Raw genomic sequence first — 15,484 nt, forward strand, 5'->3', positions numbered from 1 at the left:
CAGGATGACGGGGTGACAGCGCGCACCGACGTCGAGCCGCGCAGCAAGGGATTGCTGACGCCGAACGCGTCCTCCTCCCCCGTGACCATCGAGCGGTACGTGGCGAGCGGGCGCGCGGAGTTGTTCGTCCGGCACTACTGGCTCCCCCGCTGGAATCTGCCGTCGGGCGCGCGCATCCGCCAGGAGGTGCTCGAGTACCCCACGGCGAATCTGGTGGTCGAGGCGGGCTCGGCCGCGATGTTCCGCGCGCACAGGGGCCTGAGCGCCCGGACGCTCGAAGGCTCCGGATGGGCGTTCGGCGTCCTTCTGAACCCCGGCACTGCGCGCGGCTGGACGGGGACTTCGATCCGTGGGCTGCCGGACGTGGTGCCGCCCGCGCGGCTGGTGGTACCCGGCATGGCCGCCATGACCGCGGGCGTGTCCCGTGCGATGGCCGACGGCGACGACGCCGACGCGATCGCGGTGTTCCAGTCGTGGCTCGAGACACTGCCGGACCCGGACGACGATGCGCGCCTGGTCGACCGGATCGTCGCAGCCGTCGAGGAGGACCGCGGCCTTCTCCGGGTCGAGCAGCTCGCCGACCGGTTCGGGGTCGGTGTCCGGCACCTGCAGCGGCTGGTCGCCGGACACATCGGCTTCGGACCGAAGTGGCTGATCCAGCGTTACCGCCTGCAGGAAGCAGCAGCCGCGCTCCGCGAAACGGATGCGCCATCACTGGCGGCACTTGCGGCCGATCTCGGGTACGCCGACCAGGCGCACTTCAGCCGCGAGTTCAAAGCCGTCGTCGGCACCACGCCGGGCGCCTACGCCGCCGGCCAGCGGTCGACGCCGGGGGACGTCCGCTAGCGACGAGACTCCGCCGGCGGAGCCTCCGGGCGCGCTCGTGCCAGGAAGAACGGATGCGGCCTGGTGGCCTCCAGTGCGAGCCGGTGCGCCAACGGTGTCCAGACGATGATGGCGACGCCCGTGCCGAGCAGCAGCCCGCCGACGGTGTCGCTGATCCAGTGGGCGCCCAGATAGGTGCGGCTCACGGCCATCAGAACGGCCCAGGCTACACCGAGGCACCAGACCCAGACGCGCGGGAACAGGATGCCGAGCACCACCACCATCGTCGCCGCGTTCGCCGTATGTCCGGATGGGAATGAACCGGCGTCCGCGTGCACCAGGATCTCCGTCGGGCGCGCTCGCCCCACCGTCAGCTTGAGCACCTGCACCAGAATCACGGACACGGCGCTGGCGATCGCGAAGTACGCTGCCCCCCACGGTCTCCGGAAGGCGAGCAGCAGCAGAACGATCACCACGGGGACCACCGCAGACCCGATGATCCCTCCGCCCGCGTAGTTGAAGAACAGCGCCGGGCCGAGCCAGAACGGGGAGCGGTGCTCGACGATCTCGCCCATCCACTCGGTGTCGATCTCGAAGGGCAGCTTCGGACGCAAAGCGATGATGACCCCGAGCAGAACGACCATGACGACGGCGACCGAGGCCGCGATGACCGGCCAGCGGCGACTGACCCTGGCCGCTTTGACGACGTCGTGCCCCTCGGCATCCGGTTTGATCGGGTCGGGCTGGGGAGCGCTCATGCCTGTCAACGTACCCGTCGGGTCCAGGGCCGCCTAGGGCAGCCGCGGGCGCGTCAGTGCGCGAGTTCGGGGACCGAACGCGGCCGGACCACCAGCCAGAGGGAGGCGATCGAGACCAGTGCGCAGATCGCCATGACGGCACCCATCGGGGCGGCGCTGCCGACGCCGAGGAGGCCGACGACCGGCGAGACGATGCCCGCCGTCCCGAAGTTGAGCGCGCCGAGCAGGCTGGCTGCGGTCCCCGCCTCGTGGCCGTGACCGTTGAGCGCGAGAACCTGGACGCAGGGGAAGCCGAAGCCGCACGCCGCGATGAAGAACCATAGCGGGACGGCCACACCCCAGAGTCCGGCGTGCGCCTGGTCGAGGACGACGATCGAGATGGACGCCAGGAACATCACGATGGTCGAGCAGGCCAGGATCCACTGGGGACCGACGTACTTGGTGAGGCGCGCCGACGACTGCACTCCGATGATGATGCCGATCGAGTTCACCGCGAACAGCAGGCCGTACTGCTGCGCGTTGAACCGGTACAGGTCCTGGAAGATGAACGAACTCGACGACAGGTAGGAGAACAGCCCGGTGAAGTTCGCCGCCCCCACGATGGCGATGCCGACGAACACCCGGTCGCTGAGCACCGACTTGTAGCGCTGACCGACGGTGGAGTGCCCGGCATCCTGCCGGCGCGCCTTCGGCAGCGTCTCCACGATCCACAGCGCGACGCAGGTGACGACGAACAGCCCGTAAACGGCGAGGACGACGAAGATGCCGCGCCACGGCATCACGAGCAGCAGCCACGAGCCGAGGAGCGGTGCCAGCACCGGAGCGAGGCCGTTGACCAGTGCGAGCCGGCTCAGCATGCGGACGAGCGGCCGGCCGCCGAACAGGTCGCGGACCATGGCCATCGCCACCACACCGCCCGCTGCGGCGCCGATTCCCTGGAGGGCGCGGGCGACACCGAGCAGCTCGACGTTCGGGGCGACGGCTGCGGCCAGACAGGCGATTATGTGCACCGAGGTGGACACCATGAGCGGAATGCGCCGGCCGATCTTGTCCGACCACGGCCCGACCAGCAACTGGCCGACGCCGAAGCCGATGGTCGTTGCGGTCAGCGTCAGCTGGATGGCGGGGGTCGAGACGCCGAATTCGCTCTGCAGTGTCGGCAGCGCCGGTAGGTACGTGTCGATCGTGAACGGACCGAGTGCGGTCAGGGCGCCGAGAATCAGGATGTAGGCGAGGCGCTGGCGACCGGAGAGCGAGTCTCCGGGATGCACGACGGTGGTCACGAGAAGGTCCTTGGCGAGTCGGTGGTGGGCGTGGGCCGCGCCCGCCGTTGGACGCAAGAGAGAAGCACCGCGTGAGGTTCGCGGTGCTGGGATTCCGGCCTCGAATCGATTCGATCGGTCGGGTACTAACCATCCTATCCGGTCTCCGGCTGTCCGTCTCGAGCAAGCCCGATTGCGGTCACGGTCTCGTTCGCACCGAGAACAGACCTCAGGATGCGGGCGAGGCCAGCAGCGGACCGAACGCCAGTTCGGCGGCGCCGATCATCAGGATGTCGGAGCCGAGTTCGGCGCGAACGATCGACAGCCGCTCCGCGCTCGCCGCGAGCGCCTGCTCCGATACCAGCCGCGGCAGCCGTTCAGGATCGAGCGCGTGGAGCGCGCCGAGGAACCCACCGAGCACGATCAGCTGCGGGTCGAACACGTTCGTCGCGTTCCTCAACGCCGTCGCCAGGAAACCGAGCTGGCGATCCACTTCGGCGACCACGGCCTGGTCGCCCGAGCCCACGGCCGCCGACAGGGCGCGGGACAGCTCGTCGGCGTCGGCGGCGTCCATCCCGAGAACGCGGAGCAGTTCGCGCTGGCTGACCTCCGTCTCGAGGCAGCCGATCGCGCCGCAGTGACAGCGGACGCCCGCCGAGTTGACGAGCGTGTGGCCGAGTTCGCCCGCGTAGCCGCTGATGCCGGTCAGCGGGAGCCCACCGACAATGACGCCGGCGCCGATGCCGGAGGCGCCTCCGTTGAGGTACACCACGTCGGCCGCCCCGCGGCCGGCGCCGAACAGCCGCTCGGCGTTCGCGCCGAGGCTGGCGTCGTTGGCGGCCAGAACGGAGAAGCCGGTCGCCGCCGCAAGCTCGGCCGCGAAGGGCTCCTCGGTCCACTCCAGGTGTGGAGCCAGCCGCACCACCCCGTCCTCCTCACGGACGAGGCCCGGGACGGCCACGCCGATCCCGACCACACGAGATGCCGCCGCCAGGGCGGGCCGGAGCCCGTCGATCAGCGCGGAGACGATCGCGATCGCCTCCTCGGCCGTCGGGACGTGGCCTGTCGGGTACCGCACGCGGCGCTGGACGGTCGCATCCAAGCCCACGATCGCCACAGTGACCGCGTCGACCTCCGGGTTGACCGCGATGGCGACCACCCGACCGGCCGGAACGACGACCGGCGAGGGGCGACCCACCCGGTTGTTGGCTCCGGGCTCGCGCTCCTCGACCAGCCCCAGCTCGCCGAGCTCGGCGACGAGGGCACCGACCGTCGACCGGTTCAGGCCCGTCGCCTGCGTCAGCGCCGAGCGCGCGAGCGGGCCCTCACGGTGCACCAGTCCGAGCACAGCGGCGAGGTTGTGCCGCCGCACCGTGTCGAGGTTCGTCCCCGCCGCTCTGTCGTTCATTTTCCCCGTAACTGTACCGGTCCGGCCGCCTCCCGCCTGGGAGCCCGGCACCGTCCCGCCGAAGTCGGCCTCAGCTGCCGAGCGTTGCGCCACCCGCATCCGCGGCGACGGTGCGGCCGGTCGCCACGTCGAGGAGCGTGAAGGGGATGTCCGCCGGTCCGGTCGCTCGCAGCCACTCCCCTGCGCGGGTGACCGTGTAGTCCGCCTCCGCCCCCTCCGGAGTCGTCACGGTCACCGTCCGGTCTCCGTCCGGTCCGGGATACACGGCGAGCGTCAGGCCGTCGCGATAGTCGTAGTCCGGCCGGTCCTCCCGAGCCCCGAGCGGGAGGACGGCGCCCTCGCGTACATAGAGCGGGATGCTGTCGAAGCCGTGCGACTGGCGCAGCCAGCGGCCGCCCTCGACGGTCTCGCCCGAGAAGAACTCGGTCCAGGTGCCGTGCGGGAGGTAGAACTCGACCTCCGACGGCGCGAACACCGGCGCAACCAGCAGGTCGGCGCCCAGCATGTACTGCCGGTCGAGGTGGTCGACCGCCGGATCGCCGGCGAACTCGAGCTGCAGGGGACGCATGACGGGAGTGCCCGCACGGTGCGCCTCCTGCCCCGCCGCGAACAGGTACGGCATCAGCCGCAGCTTCAGCTTCGTGAACCGGCGGGTGACGTCCACGGCCTCCTCGTCGAACGCCCAGGGCACCCGCACCGACCCGCTGCCGTGCAGCCGGGAGTGGCTCGACAGCAGCCCGAAAGCGGTCCAGCGCTTGAAGACGCCGGGGTCCGGCGTGCCCTCGAAGCCGCCGATGTCGTGGCTCCAGAACCCGAAGCCGCTGAACGCGAGCGACAGTCCGCCGCGCAGCGTCTCCGCCATCGACTCGTAGCTGGACGTGTTGTCGCCACCCCAGTGGACCGGAAGCTGCTGACCGCCGGCCGTCGCGGACCGCGCGAACAGCACGGCGTCGCCGACGCCCTTCGCCTCCTGCAGCACCTCGAAGACGGCCTGGTTGTAGAGCTGCGTGTACAGGTTGTGCATGCGCTCCGGCGACGAACCGTCGAAGTACTCCACCTCGAGCGGGATGCGCTCACCGAAGTCGGTCTTGAAGCAGTCGACCCCCTGCGCAACCAGAGCCCGCAGCTTGTCCTGGTACCACCGGGTGGCGTCCGGGTTGGTGAAGTCGACCAGACCCATGCCGGCCTGCCACAGGTCCCACTGCCAGACGTCGCCGTTGGGGCGCTTGACGAGGTAGCCGGCTGCGGCCGCCTCCGCGAACAGCGGCGAGCGCTGACCGATGTACGGGTTGAGCCAGACGCAGACGCGGAGGTCCTTGTCGTGCAGCCGTGCGAGCATCCCCTCCGGGTCGGGGAAGGTGCGCGGGTCCCACTCGAAGTCGCACCAGTTGAACTCGCGCATCCAGAAGCAGTCGAAGTGGAACACCGACAGCGGGAGGTCGCGCTCCGCCATCCCGTCGATGAAAGAGGTGACGGTCTCCTCGTCGTACGCGGTGGTGAAGCTCGTCGACAGCCAGAGCCCGTACGACCAGGCGGGGACCGTCGCCGGGCGCCCGGTCAGCGCGGTGTAGCGCTCCAGGATCTGCTTCGGGCTCGGGCCGTGGACGATGTAGTACTCGAGGCTCTCCCCCGGCACCGAGAACTGGACGCGCTCCACCGACTCCGAACCGACCTCGTAGGAGACGTGGCCGGGATGGTTGACGAAGACGCCGTAGCCGCGGTTGGTCAGATAGAACGGGATGTTCTTGTAGGCCTGCTCGCTCGAGGTCCCGCCGTCCGCGTTCCAGGCGTCGACCACCTGACCGTTCTTGACCAGCGGCCCGAAGCGCTCGCCCAGTCCGTAGACCAGCTCGCCGACGCCGAGGGACAGCTGCTCGTGAACGTACGTTCCGTCCCCCGCGACGGTCATGTGCCCGATCGACTTGTGGCCGCTCGACGTCAGGACGCGCTCGCGACCGGTGGCCGGGTCCTCTGCCGAGAAGGTCAGCGACCACGGCGCCCCGCGCGTGACGGTGGCGGTGAGCCCACCGCTCCGCAGCACGCCGGCCTCGTCGTCGACGATGACGTCCGCGTGCCCCTCCTCCACCGTCAGGTCGAAGCCGCGCTCCGGCCGCACGCCCTGCCAGTGATCGATGCGCACACCGATCACGTCGGGCAGCGGTGAGCTGAGCGTGACCGTGAGGGTGGGGCGGTTGAGGGTGTCGCCGCGGCGCTCGATGACCTTGGCGGGAGCGGTGATCGTGACAGTCCCATCGCCGGCGAACACGTCGTACGCCTCCTGGGCGTAGATCGGCGTGACGCCGTCGCGGAGCTGCCAGAAACCATCGGTGAACTTCATGCGGGGAATGCTCCGGTTACTTGACCGCGCCGGCGGTGATGCCGCGGGTCAGGGTGCGCTGGAAGATGAGGAAGAAGATGAGCGTGGGGATGAGGCCCAGCAGGGCCGAGGCCGAGGTGGTGGTCACATCCATCAGCCGGTCGCCTTGCAGGGCACTGATCGCCACGGGCACCGTCTGGTTGTCGTTCGACACCAGGAAGGTGAGCGGGATCAGGAACTCGTTCCACGTCCAGATGAAGAAGAAGATGAGCAGCACGCTCAGTGTCGGCCGCGAGATCGGGACCACCACGCGCCACAGGATGCGCCAGCGTCCGGCACCGTCGAGGGATGCGGCCTCCAGTATCTCCTTCGGGAAGGTCCCGTAGACGCTCGACAGCAGGTACGTGCCGAACGCGCTCTGGATGACGGTGAAGATGATGATGACGCTCCACACGTTGTCGTAGAGACCCACCTGCTTGAACATGAAGTACAACGGGTAGAGCAGCGCCTCCTGCGGCAGCATGTTGGCCAGCAGGAACAGCACGATGATCCAGGTGCGCGCCTTGACCCGGCCGATGCCGAGCGCGTAGGCGTTCAGCACGGAGATCACGACGGCGAGGATCGAGACGACGCCCGCGATGAAGAACGAGTTCCACAGCTTCTCGGGGAAGTCGACGCGGTTCCAGAAGTTGACGATCCCGTCCGTGTAGAACGAGGTCGGCAGCTGAAGGGGACCGCCGGCGTTGTAGTCCGCCGGGCTCTTGAACGAGTTGATCAGGATGAGCAGGAACGGGAAGGCGATCCCGATACCGATCACGATCGCGACGATCAGGATGACCCAGTCGGTGACGGTCTTGCGCGGCTTCTGCCGCTTCAGCTGACGGGGAGGCTGCGTCGGCGCGGTGACGGGCGGACGGGCGGTGGTGGTGGTCATCAGCGCTCGTTCTCCTTGCGCTCGGCCCGGTTCTGGGCGGTGATGAAGAGGATCGACACGACGATGATCACGAGCGTGAGAGCGGTGGCGATGGTGGCGCCGTATCCGACCTGCTGGCTCTGGAAGAACTCGCTGTACGAGTAGTAGCTGGGCACCATGGTGGCGGTGCCCGGACCTCCGCGGGTCAACGTGTAGACGGGTCCGAAGACCTTGAGAGCCGCGATCGTGCAGGTGAGCGTCACCACGAAGATCTCCGGCCGGATGATGGACACGGTGATCGAGCGGAACCGCTGGAACCAGTTGGCGCCGTCGAGCTCCGCCGCCTCGTACAGCTCCGGGTCGACGCGCTGGAGGGCCGCCATGAAGATGACGACCGGGTAGCCGATCTGCACCCAGACCATGACGGCCATGATCGACGCGAGCGCCGTGTCCGGGCTGCCGAGCCAGTTGTGCGACAACTCACCCAGGCCGACCGCCTTCAGCATGCTGTTGAGCGCCCCGTTGTCCGGGCGCAGGATCCAGCCGATCACGATGGCGGCGATCACCACGGGAAGGATCTGCGGCAGATAGAACGTCGCGCGCAGGAAGCTGGCCGTCTTGCCGCCGAACTTCTTCCCGATCAGGTCGAACAGCATGGCCGCCAGGATGAGGCCCACGACGGTCGGGATGACGACCATCGCCACGATCATCGCGATCGAGTTGCCGAACGATGTCCAGAACTTGTCGTCGCCCATGAGCCGGACCCAGTTGTTCAGCCCGATGAACTTCGGCGGTCGGATGCCGCGGTAGCTGGTGAAGCTGAGGTAGATGTTCCAGACCAGCGGCACCAGGACGATGACCGTCAGCAGGACGAACCCCGGCAGCAGGTACAACCAGAACCGCCCGTGCCCGGTTCCGGGCAGCAGCGCCTCGCTGCGTCGGCGCCGTTGGGGCGCCGGCGCCGACGTCTTGGACGCCTCGGGCGCGTCGGGCGCCCGCACACTCACGTCGACCATGCGGTCTCTCCTTGTGTTGCGTGACGTCTCGGAGCCGCCCCGGCGGGCGGGACGGCTCCGAGACCGTCTCGTGTTACTGGTTGACGATCTGGTCGACGCCGTCCTGGTACTCGGTGCCGAGCTCCTTGTTGACCGCGGCCGGGTCCTTGGTGCCGTTGATCAGCTCCTGCAGGCCGGCGTTGAGCTGGTCGTAGAAGGTCGGCGTCGGCCAATCCGGGTAGTACGCGATGCCGTCCTGACCCGTGAGTGTGTTGAAGTTCGCGATGAGCTCCTTGGACTTCTCGTCGGTGATGTCGCTGGTCTTGGCCGCGACCGGGACGCCGCCGTTGTTGCCGATCAGCGCCTGGATCTTGGGCGTCATCGTGATGTCGATGAACTTCTCGGCGAGAGCCTTGTTCTTGGCCTTCTCGGGAACGACCCACATGTTTCCGGCGGACCCGGGCGAGAGCTTGGCGCCCGGGAAGAGGAACGTTCCCCACTGGTAGTTCTTGATCTCCGTCTGGAAGCGTCCGTACCACCAGCTGCCCGAGAAGAAGATCGGGTACTTGCCCGAGATGAACGAGGTGCCGGCGTCTTCGGCCTTCAGGCCGGAGGCGTCCTTGGAGATGTAGCCCTTCTGCACCCAGTCGTCGACGGTCTTGGTGGCGTTGCTGACCTCACTGCCCTGCCAGTTCACCTTGCCCTTGTAGAGCTGGTAGTCGTTCACCCAGGAGCGGTCGGCGTTGTTCAGGGCGAGCTGGTACCAGAGCTGACCGAGCGGGTACTCCGCCGCCGACTCCGCGAGCGGCGTGACGCCGTTGTCCTTGAACTTCTGCAGCGCAGCCACGAAGTCGTCGTAGGTCTTGGGGACCTCGACGCCGTACTTCGAGAACATGTCCTTGTTGTAGTAGACCTCGACGTACTCGCCGTAGTTGGGGATGCCGTACCACGAGCCGGAGCCCATGATGCCCTTGTCGTCGTACTTGGCCGTGGTCTGCAGGCTCGGCGCGAGCTTCTTGTCCCAGCCGTACTTCTTCACGGCGTCGTCGAGGTTGCTCAGCAGGCCCTGGCTGGCGAGGAGGCCGGCGGTGGCGTTGCCCTTGTTGTACTCGAGGATGTCGGGGGCCTGGTCGGAGTTGAGGACCTGGGAGGCCGTTGAGCGGATCTGCTCGAAGGCCTTGGCCTCGAACTTGACCTTCGCGCCGGTCTCGGACTCGAACTCTTTGATGGCCTCGTTCCAGGCCTTGCCCATCGCCGAGTCTTCGCTCTCGAAGTGCCACAGGGTGAGGGTCTTGCCCTTCCCGTCGGTGCTGTCGGACGACGATCCGGACGTGCCGGAGCATCCGGCGAGCATCAGGGCACCGGCGGCCAGAACGGCGCCGATTGCGAGGTGCCTCTTGCGCATCTGTTACCTCCTTGTAGTGGAGTGGACACGCGTCTGCAGGCCTCGCAGCCACTCCGATGCAATTTGTTGACGATCACAACATAAGTGAGGTTTGCGGGGATTGCAAGTCGATTCTTGGATCTGGAAGTGCAATTTTTCTGCACTGGACGATTAGTTCTACTTGGCAACAATCATGCGCCCGCGGGCCGGATTCCCGACCTCAGGCGGCGGCGAGGGCTCCCGCCGGGTCGGCGATCAGCTCAGCGAAGACCAGCTCGGCCGCACCGATCAGCAGCTGGTCGGGTCCGAGCTCCGCCTCCACGACCTCCACACCCTCGCGCGAGGAGTGGACAGCGCCGGCGAGGAGGTCCGGGGCGCCGTGGGCGCGGGCCCCGCGGTACAGCGCGGCGAGGAAGCCGCCCAGCACCACCGTCGACGGGTTGAAGGCGTTCACCGCGTTGCGCGTGGCGACCTGCAGCAACGGGTAGTCGCGGTCCATCGCCGCGAGCGCGACCGGATCGTCCGTGGCCACCAAGCTGGCGGCGAGCGACGCCGCATCCGCCGACGGGAGGCCGACGGAGCGCAGCAGCTCCGCCTGGGTGACCTCCGCCTCCAGACAGCCGCGCGCCCCGCACGAGCACTGGCGGCCGTCCGAACGGACGAACGTGTGGCCGAACTCCCCGGCATAGCCGGCTGCACCGGTGAGCAGACGGCCCCCGCCGACCGCTCCGCCACCGATCCCCGACGCTCCGCCGATCAGGTAGACGAGGTCATCGACGCCGCGGCCCGCGCCGAATGCGCTCTCCGCCCGCAGGCCCAGGACGGCAGCGTTCGCCGCCCACACGCGCAAACCCGTGCGCTCGGCGAGCATCGTCGCGAGCGGCTCATCCACCCAGCCGAAGTGTGTCGCCTCACGGACCATGCCGTCCGAGAGGCGCACCTGCCCGGGGACGGCGACGCCGATCCCGATCACCCGGATGGCCGACTCCCCCGCGAGCATGCCGGCGATCCCGGCCGCGGCAAGCGTCACCGTCTCGGCGGCCGACCGCGCCGACGCCGTCTCGATGCGGATGCGCTTGAGCACACGACCGCCGAGCCCGACCAGACCGACGATCACCGCATCCACCTCGGGGTTCACCGCGACGGCGGCGACGCGCTCGGAGACGCGCACCACCGGGCTGGGACGGCCGGCGCGGCCGTCTCCGGGGGCCTCGCCCACCTCCACCAGACCCAGTCCAGCGAGCTCGGCGACCAGGTCTCCCACGGTGGACCGGTTCAGGCCGGTCAGCCGGGTGAGGTCGCTGCGCGACAGGTCCCCGTCGCGATGCACCAGTCCGAGGATGGTGGCCAGGTTGCTCCGGCGCAGCGCGTCGGTGGCCCCACCGCTCGCAGGGCGCACCGTGCTCAGATCGGACGCGGACATGAATCCGACCCTAACGCCCCGCGGGCGGGCGGCCCGTCACCACGATTCGGGACGCGCGCCCGACGGCACCGGCTCCGGCCGGGCCACCGAGGAGGTGAGCGGGACGACGGTGTGCTCGGCGCCCGCGCGCGTCACGGCCTCCATGATCTCCAGCACATGGAAGGCGAGCTCGCCCGACGCCCGGTGCGGCCGATCGGTCTCGATCGCACGCGCCAGGTCGGACAGGCCGTAACCGCGGCCGGCGTCCTGGTACCCGGCGGCGACGGGAACGTCTCGGAACTCGCGGTCGTCGGCGGTGGCCAGCTGCACGGTCTCCGAGAACATGTTCGGGTCCGGCACCTCCAACGTCCCGGCCGTGCCGTAGACCTCGAACTTCGGGGTGAGAGTCGCCCACACCTCGAACGAGACCGTGACCGTCGAGATGACGCCGGACGCATGCTCCAGGATCGCGGTCACGTGCGTGTCCACATCCACCGGGAGCACGGTCCCCGCCAGCGGGCCGCTGGCGACGGTGCGCTTCCGCGACGAGCGGCTGGTCGCACCGGAGACGCGCACCACCGGGCCGAAGAAGGTGACGAGGCTCGTCAGGTAGTAGGGCCCCATGTCGAACAGCGGGCCGCCGCCGGGCTGGTAGTAGAACGCGGGAGCAGCGTGCCAGAGCTCGTGGCCGGGCGCGCTCCAGGCGACGGAGGCGCCGACGGGGACGCCGATCCGGCCGTCGTCGAGCAGGGCGCGGGCGGTCTGGATGCCCGTGCCGAGCACAGTGTCGGGGGCGCTTCCCACCCGCAGGCCGAACCCCTCCGCACGCCGCAGGATGGGCGCAGCCTCGGCCGTCGTGAGAGCCAGCGGCTTCTCGCCGTAGACATGCTTGCCCGCGTCGAGCGCACGCAGAGCGACCTCCGCGTGGGCCTGCGGGATCGTCAGATTGAGGACCGCATCCACGCCGGGGTGGGCGAGCAACTCATCGACGCTCGCGCCCTCCACGCCCTGCTCGGCGGCGACCGCGGAGGCACGTTCACGATCGAGGTCGGCCACCGCGACGAGGCGCAGGTTCGGGAGTTTCGGGAAGTGCTCGAAATACTGCCGGCTGATCGTCCCGACGCCGATCACTCCGATGCTCAGCGGGCCGCCCACAGCAGTCCCCTCTCGATGATGGTGCGGACGGGCTCGCTCTCGACGATCTCCAGCCGGTGGCCGGGAGCCGAGACGAAGATGCGGCCCTCGCCCCATTGCCGGGTCCAGATGGCCGGGGAGGTCACCGGGCGGTTCCACGCGTCCCACGGCCGGACGCTCTGCGTGGTGGTGGCGAGGACGTCGTTGTACTCGTCGCTCAGCACCCAGTACTGCTCGGTGACCAGGTCGAAGTCGTCGATGCCGGCGGTGATGGGATGCGACTTCCCGTACTCGGTGATGTGCACGGTGTACGGGATGTAGTTGTCGGACTGGTCGCCGACGCGCTCCGCCGGGTCCTTGCCCGCGTGGTGGGCGAACTGGCCGCCGATCATGTGCAGGTAGTCGGCGTTGTTGCGATACGAGTCGGCGATGCCACCGTGCCAGCCCGCCATCCCGGTGCCGTTCAGTACTGCCCGCTGCAGTCCGCGGAACTCCGCGTCCTCGATGCTGCTCATGGTGTTGACCTGGACGACGAGGTCGACGCCCTCCAGGTAGGCCTCGTCGGCGTAGACGGCCGTCCCCTCCTCGACGCGCACGTCGAAGTCGTTGTCGCGGAGGAACGGGATGAAGGAGTCCGTGGTCTCGACGGGCATGTGCCCGTCCCACCCTCCGCGGACCACCAGTGCGTGCTTGCTCATGCTTCCTTCTGTTCGTCGGTGCTGTCGTCGTCGGTGTCGTCGTCGTCTGTGCGGGTCCACGCGCTGCCCGATCCGGCGCTGCGCTCGACCGCCTCGAGGACCTTCTGGATGTGGAGGCCGTCGGCGAACGACGGCGCCGGGTCGGTCCCGTTCGTCACGGCGGTCACGAAGTCCACCACTTCGTGGCTGAAGGCGTGCTCGTAGCCGATCGCGTGTCCGGTGGGCCACCAGTTCGCCATGTAGGGATGCTCGGGCTCGGTCACGATGATCCGGGTGAAGCCCTGCTCCCCCGCCGGCGCGGTCGCGTCGTAGAACTGCAGCTCGTTCATCGCCTCCAGGTCGAAGGCGATCGCGCCGCGGGAGCCGCTGAGTTCGATCCGCAGGGAGTTCTTGCGTCCCGTCGCATACCGCGTCGCCTCGAAGGCGCCGATGGCACCGGCGGCCGACCCGCCCTCCAGTCGTGCCGTGAACCAGGCGGCGTCATCGACCGTGACGCGCCCGCGCTGCTCCGAGGCGGTTCCCGAGAGTCCGACGGTCTCGCCGAGCAGCGGCCGCTCCTCGACGAAGGTCGCCAACGTCCCGGAGACGCCCGCCAGCCGCGAGCCGGTCAGATGCTCGACCAGATCGATCGCGTGCGCGCCGATGTCGCCGAGCGAGCCGGATCCCGCGGCCGCCTTGTCCAATCGCCACGTCATCGGGCCGTCCTCGTCGCGCAGCCAGTCCTGCAGATACAGCGCGCGCACCTGGCGGATCGTGCCCAGACGGCCCTCGCGGATCAGGTTGCGGGCGAAGCCGATCGCCGGCACGCGGCGGTAGCTGAAGCCGACCATCGAGCGGATGCCGCGGGCCGCGGCCCGCTCGGCGGCATCCGCCATCTCCTGCGCCTCGGCGACGGTGTTCGCGAGCGGCTTCTCGCACAGCACGTGCTTTCCCGCCTCCAGTGCGGCGATCGCGATCTCGGCGTGGCTGTCTCCGGGGGTGCAGATGTCGACGATGTCGACCTCCGGGTCGTCGATGACCGTGCGCCAGTCGGTCGCGGACCGCTGCCAACCGAAACGGCGGCGGGCGTCATCCACGCGGGCGGCGTCGCGACCCACGATGACGGACATCACCGGCTCGGCGGGAAGGTCGAAGAAGCGCGGAGCGGTACGCCAGCCCTGGGAGTGCGCAGCGCCCATGAAGCCGGCGCCGATCATCGCGACGCGGAGCTGCGGGGTGTCCTCGGTCATCGTCGGCCTTCCTGGTCGGGGTACCCGTGCGACGCTAGGACGCGCAGGACCGGGGGGCAAGTTTCGACGGGAGGTTGGAAAACTTTCCTGCTCAGCTGCGCGGAGGTGCGGTCGAGCCGCGCTGCACGAGCGTCGTCGCGAGCTCCAGGCGCGTGCTCTCCACCTCGCCCGCGCGCAGGCGAAGCGCCAGGCGGGTCGCCTCCTCCGCCATCTCCTGCAACGGCTGGCGGATCGTGGTGAGCGGCGGACGCGCCCAGGACGCCGACGGCGCGTCGTCGAAACCGACCACCGAGACGTCGCGCGGCACCTCCAGGCCCAGCGCGAACGCGGCATCGTAGACGCCGAGGGCCTGCATGTCGTTGGCGCAGACGATCGCGGTCGGCCGATCCGCGCCGCCCAGAAGGCGCCGTCCTTCCCGCTCGCCGTCCTCGCGCGAGAATCCACCTCCCCCTATCGCCGACGGCACGGGGATGCCCGCCTCCTGCAGCGCCGCGTGGTAGCCGGCCAGCCGAGCCCGCGAGCACATCAGATCGGCGGGTCCCCCGATCGCAGCGATGCGCCGGTGGCCGAGGGCCACGAGATGCCGGGTGGCTGCGAGTCCTCCCGCCCAGTTCGTGGCGCCGATGGCGGGGACATCCGCCGGAGGGTCGCCCGCCGGGTCGACGACGACGAAGGGGATGTTCCGCGTTCGCAGCTGGCGGCGGTGGTCGGCGGTGAGGTTCGAGAACTGCAGCACGATCGCGACCGGCTTCCGGCGGAGGACGCCGGTGATCAGCTCGTCACCCACCGCGTGGTAGTCGCCGATGGTCGACAGCACCATCGCGAGTCCGTTCTCGCGGGCGACCCGCTCGACCCCCCGGATGACCTCGACGGACCACTCGCTCGCGAGGTTCTCGATGACGAGCTCGACGGTGTCGCCGCGTTCCGCATCCACCCCACGGCGCGCGTAACCGGAGTCGTGGAGCAGGTCCTCGACGCGACGCCGCGTCGAGGGTGACACTCCGGGCCGCCCGTTCAGCACCTTGGACACCGTGGACAGCGACACCGACGCCTCGCGCGCGATCGCCTCCAGCGTCGGACGGGTGGCAGCGGGCATGCTGCCACTGTCGCACATCGCCGCGGGGTCGCGGACGGCGCTGTGCCACAATGTCGCCCACGC

13 protein-coding genes are annotated in these 15,484 nt (G+C 69.3%); 1 reads left to right on the forward strand and 12 read right to left on the reverse strand.

Going from position 1 to position 15,484, the window contains the following annotated elements; all coding sequences use genetic code 11:
• Window positions 1-12 precede the first annotated feature (12 nt).
• Window positions 13-846, forward strand: coding sequence for a helix-turn-helix domain-containing protein (locus AB4079_RS17185; protein ID WP_441788532.1), 834 nt, complete (start codon window positions 13-15; stop codon window positions 844-846).
• Here the strand turns inward: AB4079_RS17185 and AB4079_RS17190 are convergent.
• From AB4079_RS17190 to AB4079_RS17245, 12 genes are all read right to left on the reverse strand, one after another.
• Window positions 843-1,583: a phosphatase PAP2 family protein gene (locus AB4079_RS17190; protein ID WP_441788533.1), complete on the reverse strand. Its 741-nt coding sequence runs from the start codon at window positions 1,581-1,583 to the stop codon at window positions 843-845. The genes AB4079_RS17185 and AB4079_RS17190 overlap by 4 nt on opposite strands.
• A gap of 53 nt (window positions 1,584-1,636) precedes the next feature.
• The gene (locus tag AB4079_RS17195; RefSeq protein WP_441788534.1) at window positions 1,637-2,866 is read right to left on the reverse strand and encodes a multidrug effflux MFS transporter; all 1,230 of its coding nucleotides are present in this window, start codon (window positions 2,864-2,866) and stop codon (window positions 1,637-1,639) included.
• Window positions 2,867-3,074: 208 nt separating this feature from the next.
• Window positions 3,075-4,253 (reverse strand): ROK family protein, encoded by a 1,179-nt coding sequence (locus AB4079_RS17200; protein WP_441788535.1) that lies wholly within the window; start codon window positions 4,251-4,253, stop codon window positions 3,075-3,077.
• Between the two features lie 70 nt (window positions 4,254-4,323).
• Window positions 4,324-6,591: an alpha-xylosidase gene (yicI, locus tag AB4079_RS17205; protein WP_441788536.1), complete on the reverse strand. Its 2,268-nt coding sequence runs from the start codon at window positions 6,589-6,591 to the stop codon at window positions 4,324-4,326.
• A gap of 16 nt (window positions 6,592-6,607) precedes the next feature.
• Complete coding sequence (locus tag AB4079_RS17210) at window positions 6,608-7,504, reverse strand: carbohydrate ABC transporter permease (RefSeq protein ID WP_441788537.1); 897 nt, start codon at window positions 7,502-7,504, stop codon at window positions 6,608-6,610.
• Window positions 7,504-8,499, reverse strand: a complete 996-nt coding sequence (locus AB4079_RS17215; RefSeq protein WP_441788538.1) for a carbohydrate ABC transporter permease — start codon at window positions 8,497-8,499, stop codon at window positions 7,504-7,506. The genes AB4079_RS17210 and AB4079_RS17215 overlap by 1 nt, the downstream gene beginning before the upstream one ends.
• 73 nt (window positions 8,500-8,572) lie before the next feature.
• Complete coding sequence (locus AB4079_RS17220; protein WP_441788539.1) at window positions 8,573-9,883, reverse strand: ABC transporter substrate-binding protein; 1,311 nt, start codon at window positions 9,881-9,883, stop codon at window positions 8,573-8,575.
• 199 nt (window positions 9,884-10,082) lie between these two features.
• Window positions 10,083-11,285 (reverse strand): ROK family transcriptional regulator, encoded by a 1,203-nt coding sequence (locus AB4079_RS17225; protein WP_441788540.1) that lies wholly within the window; start codon window positions 11,283-11,285, stop codon window positions 10,083-10,085.
• A 36-nt stretch (window positions 11,286-11,321) separates the two neighbouring features.
• A complete protein-coding gene (locus AB4079_RS17230) occupies window positions 11,322-12,419 on the reverse strand; it encodes a Gfo/Idh/MocA family protein (RefSeq protein ID WP_441788541.1) in 1,098 nt (365 codons plus the stop codon).
• A complete protein-coding gene (locus tag AB4079_RS17235; RefSeq protein WP_441788542.1) occupies window positions 12,404-13,096 on the reverse strand; it encodes a ThuA domain-containing protein in 693 nt (230 codons plus the stop codon). Before AB4079_RS17235 ends, AB4079_RS17230 begins: the two co-directional genes overlap by 16 nt.
• Window positions 13,093-14,325 carry a Gfo/Idh/MocA family protein gene (locus tag AB4079_RS17240; protein ID WP_441788543.1) on the reverse strand — a complete coding sequence of 411 codons (1,233 nt, stop codon included), beginning with the start codon at window positions 14,323-14,325 and terminating at the stop codon, window positions 13,093-13,095. Before AB4079_RS17240 ends, AB4079_RS17235 begins: the two co-directional genes overlap by 4 nt.
• A 91-nt stretch (window positions 14,326-14,416) precedes the next feature.
• Window positions 14,417-15,421 carry a LacI family DNA-binding transcriptional regulator gene (locus tag AB4079_RS17245; protein ID WP_441788544.1) on the reverse strand — a complete coding sequence of 335 codons (1,005 nt, stop codon included), beginning with the start codon at window positions 15,419-15,421 and terminating at the stop codon, window positions 14,417-14,419.
• Window positions 15,422-15,484 lie beyond the last annotated feature (63 nt).

The organism is Leifsonia sp. 2MCAF36 (assembly GCF_052115525.1).
GTDB lineage: Bacteria > Actinomycetota > Actinomycetes > Actinomycetales > Microbacteriaceae > Leifsonia.

What these genes read in the sequence shown, in the direction of transcription:
- AB4079_RS17190 (WP_441788533.1), bottom strand. Translation starts at nt 1,583, where the DNA reads ATGAGCGCTCCCCAGCCCGACCCGATCAAACCGGATGCCGAGGGGCAC.
- AB4079_RS17200 (WP_441788535.1), bottom strand. Translation starts at nt 4,253, where the DNA reads ATGAACGACAGAGCGGCGGGGACGAACCTCGACACGGTGCGGCGGCAC.
- yicI (WP_441788536.1), bottom strand. Translation starts at nt 6,591, where the DNA reads ATGAAGTTCACCGATGGTTTCTGGCAGCTCCGCGACGGCGTCACGCCG.
- AB4079_RS17210 (WP_441788537.1), bottom strand. Translation starts at nt 7,504, where the DNA reads ATGACCACCACCACCGCCCGTCCGCCCGTCACCGCGCCGACGCAGCCT.
- AB4079_RS17215 (WP_441788538.1), bottom strand. Translation starts at nt 8,499, where the DNA reads ATGGTCGACGTGAGTGTGCGGGCGCCCGACGCGCCCGAGGCGTCCAAG.
- AB4079_RS17220 (WP_441788539.1), bottom strand. Translation starts at nt 9,883, where the DNA reads ATGCGCAAGAGGCACCTCGCAATCGGCGCCGTTCTGGCCGCCGGTGCC.
- AB4079_RS17225 (WP_441788540.1), bottom strand. Translation starts at nt 11,285, where the DNA reads ATGTCCGCGTCCGATCTGAGCACGGTGCGCCCTGCGAGCGGTGGGGCC.
- AB4079_RS17235 (WP_441788542.1), bottom strand. Translation starts at nt 13,096, where the DNA reads ATGAGCAAGCACGCACTGGTGGTCCGCGGAGGGTGGGACGGGCACATG.
- AB4079_RS17240 (WP_441788543.1), bottom strand. Translation starts at nt 14,325, where the DNA reads ATGACCGAGGACACCCCGCAGCTCCGCGTCGCGATGATCGGCGCCGGC.
- AB4079_RS17245 (WP_441788544.1), bottom strand. Translation starts at nt 15,421, where the DNA reads ATGCCCGCTGCCACCCGTCCGACGCTGGAGGCGATCGCGCGCGAGGCG.